4 protein-coding genes are annotated in these 4,180 nt (G+C 77.6%); 2 read left to right on the forward strand and 2 right to left on the reverse strand.

The window, feature by feature from the left end; translation table 11 throughout:
• Positions 1 to 157: 157 nt before the first annotated feature.
• Positions 158 to 994 carry an ABC transporter permease subunit gene (locus PYV61_RS21695; protein ID WP_275835586.1) on the forward strand — a complete coding sequence of 279 codons (837 nt, stop codon included), beginning with the start codon at positions 158 to 160 and terminating at the stop codon, positions 992 to 994.
• A gap of 220 nt (positions 995 to 1,214) precedes the next feature.
• Here PYV61_RS21695 and PYV61_RS21700 read toward each other — a convergent pair whose 3' ends face one another.
• Complete coding sequence (locus tag PYV61_RS21700; RefSeq protein ID WP_275835588.1) at positions 1,215 to 3,107, reverse strand: serine/threonine-protein kinase; 1,893 nt, start codon at positions 3,105 to 3,107, stop codon at positions 1,215 to 1,217.
• A 121-nt stretch (positions 3,108 to 3,228) separates the two neighbouring features.
• Between PYV61_RS21700 and PYV61_RS21705 the strand changes: the two genes are divergently transcribed.
• Positions 3,229 to 3,801 (forward strand): YdeI/OmpD-associated family protein, encoded by a 573-nt coding sequence (locus tag PYV61_RS21705; protein WP_275835590.1) that lies wholly within the window; start codon positions 3,229 to 3,231, stop codon positions 3,799 to 3,801.
• On the opposite strand, the gene PYV61_RS21710 is transcribed toward PYV61_RS21705, so the two are convergent.
• A partial coding sequence (locus PYV61_RS21710) for an MOFRL family protein (protein WP_275835592.1) occupies positions 3,785 to 4,180 on the reverse strand: 396 nt, incomplete at its 5' end. The genes PYV61_RS21705 and PYV61_RS21710 overlap by 17 nt on opposite strands.

Here is a 4,180-nt window from a genome sequence, read left to right on the forward strand (position 1 = left end):
GCGCGCTGGCGCTCGAGCGCGTGCCGCGCCTGGTGGCGACGCTCGCCGCCGCAGGGGTGCGCGTGTACCGCGTGGCGCCCGAGCGCGCGTCGCTCGCCGACGCGTACTTCGCGCTGCAGCCCGACCTCGCGCCGCCGGCCGCCCCGGGGGAGGCCGCGTGAACGCGCGCGCGCTCTGGGCGATCGCCCGCCGCGACCTCACCGGCGTGCGGCGCAGCCGCGCGATCATGACGCCGCTGCTCGTCATCCCGCTCGGCTTCCTCGTGCTGCTCCCCGGGCTGGTGGCGCTGCTCCCCGCGTTCGGCGGCGACGACCCGCAGGCGGCGCGCGCGTTCGGGCAGCTGATGACGGCGCTCCCGGCGGAGGCGCGCGCCGCGCTGGCGTCGGGGTTCGCCGACGGCGGCGCGTCGTACGAGCAGAAGTGGCTGCTGCTGGTGCACACGCAGCTCTTCCCGCCGCTCTTCCTGCTGGTCCCGTTCATGGTGGCGAACGTGATCGCCGCCGACAGCTTCGCCGGGGAGCGCGAGCGGGCGACGCTGGAGGCGCTGCTCTACACGCCGCCGAGCGACGCCGAGCTGTTCGTCGGCAAGGTGCTGGCGGCGGCGGTGCCGGCGCTGTCGGTGTCGCTGCTCGGCTTCCTGCTCTACTACGCCGTCGTGTCGGGCGTGGGCGAGGCGGCGTACGGGTGGCACCCGCCGTTCAGCGCCGCGTCGCTCGTGCTGGCGGCGTGGGTGGGCCCGGCGTTCGCCGCGTTCGGGCTGGCGGCGATGGTCGCGGTGTCGCTGCGCGTGCAGCGCACGCAGGACGCGGTGCAGGTGGGCGGGCTGTTCATCCTGCCGCTGATCGGGCTCGTGGTGAGCGCGGTCAAGGGCGCGGTGGTGCTGCGCGCGGGGACGCTCGGGGTGATCGGCGCGGTGGCGCTGGGGGCGGCGCTGCTGCTGCTGCGGGCGGGGGTGCGGAGCTTCAGGCGGGCGAGGCTGGTGTCGCGGCTCTGACCTTCCCCACGGCGGAGAGCGGGGTACGGCGCACTTCTGGAGACGGCGCAGATCGGGATGGGGCGAACACAGGGGTAGTGCGCACACCGGGGTACGGCGGACCTGCAGCCTCGAGCCGGTAGGTCCGCGTTATCCCGCTCTGCGCCCCACCCCTTGGTTCGGTGCACCCCGCCCTGCGCACTACCCGGATCTACGCCGTCTCCGGCTCTTCGCCGTTGGACTAGAGCCGCAGCACCGACGCCGTCGTCTGCTCCCCCGCCGCCCGCGGCAGCGCCGGCGGCGGCGGCGGCGCGCCGAACACCGCCTCCGCCTGCACCGACGCGCCGACCGCCTGCAGCGCGCGCTGCATCTCCGCGCGCGCCTTGCGCAGCACCGACGGGTAGAGCCACCGGTACCACGCCAGCGACAGCGCGCCGAGCCCCTCGCCGACGGCGGCGCCGAGGGCGCTCACCGCCGCGCTCGCGGCGACCGCGCCGCCCTTCGCCAGCGCCGCGCCCGTGATCGCGCCGCCGAAGCTCCCGACGCCGCCCGCGATCACCTGCGACGCGCGCACGTTGCGCCGCACGCCGGGGCGCAGGTCGCACGTCATCGTCACCTCGGTGCGCCCCGGGTCGCCGGGCAGCGCGCGCAGCGTCACCTGCAGCTGCGTCGCCTCCAGCGCGTGGTGCGTGTTGAGCCAGTACTTGTTGAACTGGTCCATCGGCGACGGCATCAGCAGCACGGGCCCCGGCAGGTCGAACACCAGCACGCCGCCGTCGAGCGGGTGCGCGCCGACCGTGTCGCGCAGCTGCAGCTCGTACGGCGCGCGCGGCAGGACCGCGCCCAGCGCGCGCAGCGTGCGCGCGGGGGGTGCGGCGACGACGTGCGACACGCCGAGGCTGCGCTCGCGCGCCTTGAGGAAGAACGTCGCCTGCCGCTCCCCGATCCCCATCGGCGCCGGGGCGACCGCGGTGGCGCCGCGCGGCAGCTCGGCGAGCGCCATCGCCACGTACTGCCGCGAGATCCCCGCCTCCTCCGCGGCTCCTGCCACGTCGGCGAGGCGGTAGCCGTCGGCGGGCGCGAGCGCCGCCTGCTGCCGCATCAGGTCGCGCCGCTCCTCCAGCCGGCGCAGCGCGTCGGCCTGCAGCTGCGCCGCGCGCTGCCAGATCGCCGCCGCCTCGGCCTCGCTCACCACGTCGGGGAGCCCGTCGGGGAGCGCCGGGGCCGCGTCGCGCGCGCCCGCGTCCTCCACCGCGCGCTCCAGCGCCTCGGCGAGCGCCTCGCCCGTCGGCCAGCGCGCATCGGGCGCCTTCTCGAGGCAGCGGTCGACCGCGGCCGCGAGCGCGGCGGGGACGCCGGGGGCGACGCTCCGCAGCGGGGGCGCGGGGCGCGTCGCGTGCGCCACCAGCACGGCGGGGCCGCGCAGCTCCTCGAACGGCAGGCGCCCGCTCAGCGCGTGGTAGGCGACGACGCCCAGCGCGTACAGGTCGCTCCGCCCGTCGAGCGGCCCGCCCTGCACCTGCTCGGGGCTCATGAAGTGGAGCGTGCCGAGCACGTGCCCCTCGAGCGTCAGCCGCTCGCTGCCGTCGCCCGCCGCGACGCCGTCGGCGAGGCGCGCGATCCCGAAGTCGGAGACGAGCGCGCGCCCCGGGCCGCCGCCGTGCACCGGGCGCTCGAGCAGGATGTTCTCCGGCTTGATGTCGCGGTGCACGACGCCGCGCGCGTGCGCGTAGGCGAGCGCCCACGCCACCTCGCGCAGGATGCGCACCGCCTCGCCGGCGGCGAGCGGGCCGCGGTCGCGCACGCGGTCGCCGAGCGACTCCCCCTCGACGAACGCCATCGTGAAGTACGCGAGCCCCTCCGCCTCGTCGGCGCGGTACACGGGGACGATGTGCGGGTGCGACAGCTTGGCCGCGGTGCGCGCCTCGCGCAGGAAGCGCTCGCGCACGTCGGGCTGCCGCGCCAGCGGCGGCGGCAGCACCTTGAGGGCGACCGGCCGGTCGAGGCGGCGGTCGCGCGCGAGGTACACGACGCCCATCCCGCCGCGCCCCAGCTCGCGCTCGAGCGTGAACGCGTCGCGCAGGGCGTCGGCGACCTGGGCGCCGAGGACGTCGTCGGGCGGGAAGGGATCCATGGGAGGGCGGCGGAGCGTCGCCGGCAAGTTAGGCGCGCCGCGCGCGCGCCGCACGCCTGGCAGGATCGGCGCGCCGCCCGCATGCTCGGGGAGACTCTTCCACCGGAGGCGCGACCGAGGCATGGCGGAGGACCACGCGATCGTCACCTGCGACACGCGCGCCGAGTGGCGCGCCTGGCTCGCGGCGCACCACGGCCAATCCGACACGATCTGGCTCGCCTACCCGAAGAAGGGCGCCGGGCTCGGCGACCTCACCTACGACGCGCTGGTCGAGGAGGCGCTGTGCTACGGCTGGATCGACTCCGTGGCGCGCGGCGGCGACGCGCGGCGGTCGGTGATCCGCATGTCGCCGCGCAAGGCGCGCAGCGGCTGGTCGGCCACCAACAAGGCGCGCGTCGAGCGGCTGGCGCGCGACGGGCGGATGACGCCCGCGGGGACGGCGCGCGTCGAGGCCGCGAAGGCCGACGGCTCGTGGGGGCTGCTCGACGCCGCGGAGGCGCTGGCGGTGCCCCCCGACCTGGAGGAGGCGCTGGCCGCGAACGCCGAGGCGCGCGCGCACTTCGCGGCGTTCCCGCCCGGGGTGCGCAAGCGCATCCTGACGTGGGTCACCACCGCGAAGCGCCCGGAGACGCGCGCGCGGCGCGTGGCGGAGACGGTCGCGCTGGCGGCGCGGAACGTCAGGGCCGGCCAGTAGCGTCGGCCGCGCCGGCCGCGCCGCACAGGGCGACCTGCACGTCCATCACGTTGGTGTGCGTCGGCCCGGGGCGCAGCAGCGCCCCCGCCGCGTCGAGCGCGGCGTAGGCGTCGTTGTCGGCGAGCACCAGCGCCGGGTCGCCGCCGCGCGCGCGCAGCGCGTCGCCGGCCGGCGCGTCGACGATCCCGCCGGCGGCGGCGGTGGGGCCGTCGACCCCGTCGGTGCCGGCGCTCGCGACCACGCCGGGCGCGCGCATGAGCGCGAGCTGCGCCGCCGCCGCCAGCGCGAGCTCCTGGTTGCGCCCCCCGCGCCCGCCGCCGCGCCGCGCGCCGGTCGTCTCGCCGCCCCACAGAAGTCGGATCGTAGCCATGTCGTTCTG

It is taken from the genome of Roseisolibacter sp. H3M3-2, assembly GCF_029211165.1.
Classification (GTDB): domain Bacteria; phylum Gemmatimonadota; class Gemmatimonadetes; order Gemmatimonadales; family Gemmatimonadaceae; genus Roseisolibacter.

Bases quoted from the DNA above. Each gene is read 5' to 3' on its own strand.
- PYV61_RS21700 (WP_275835588.1), bottom strand. From the start codon at position 3,107: ATGGATCCCTTCCCGCCCGACGACGTCCTCGGCGCCCAGGTCGCCGAC.
- PYV61_RS21705 (WP_275835590.1), top strand. From the start codon at position 3,229: ATGGCGGAGGACCACGCGATCGTCACCTGCGACACGCGCGCCGAGTGG.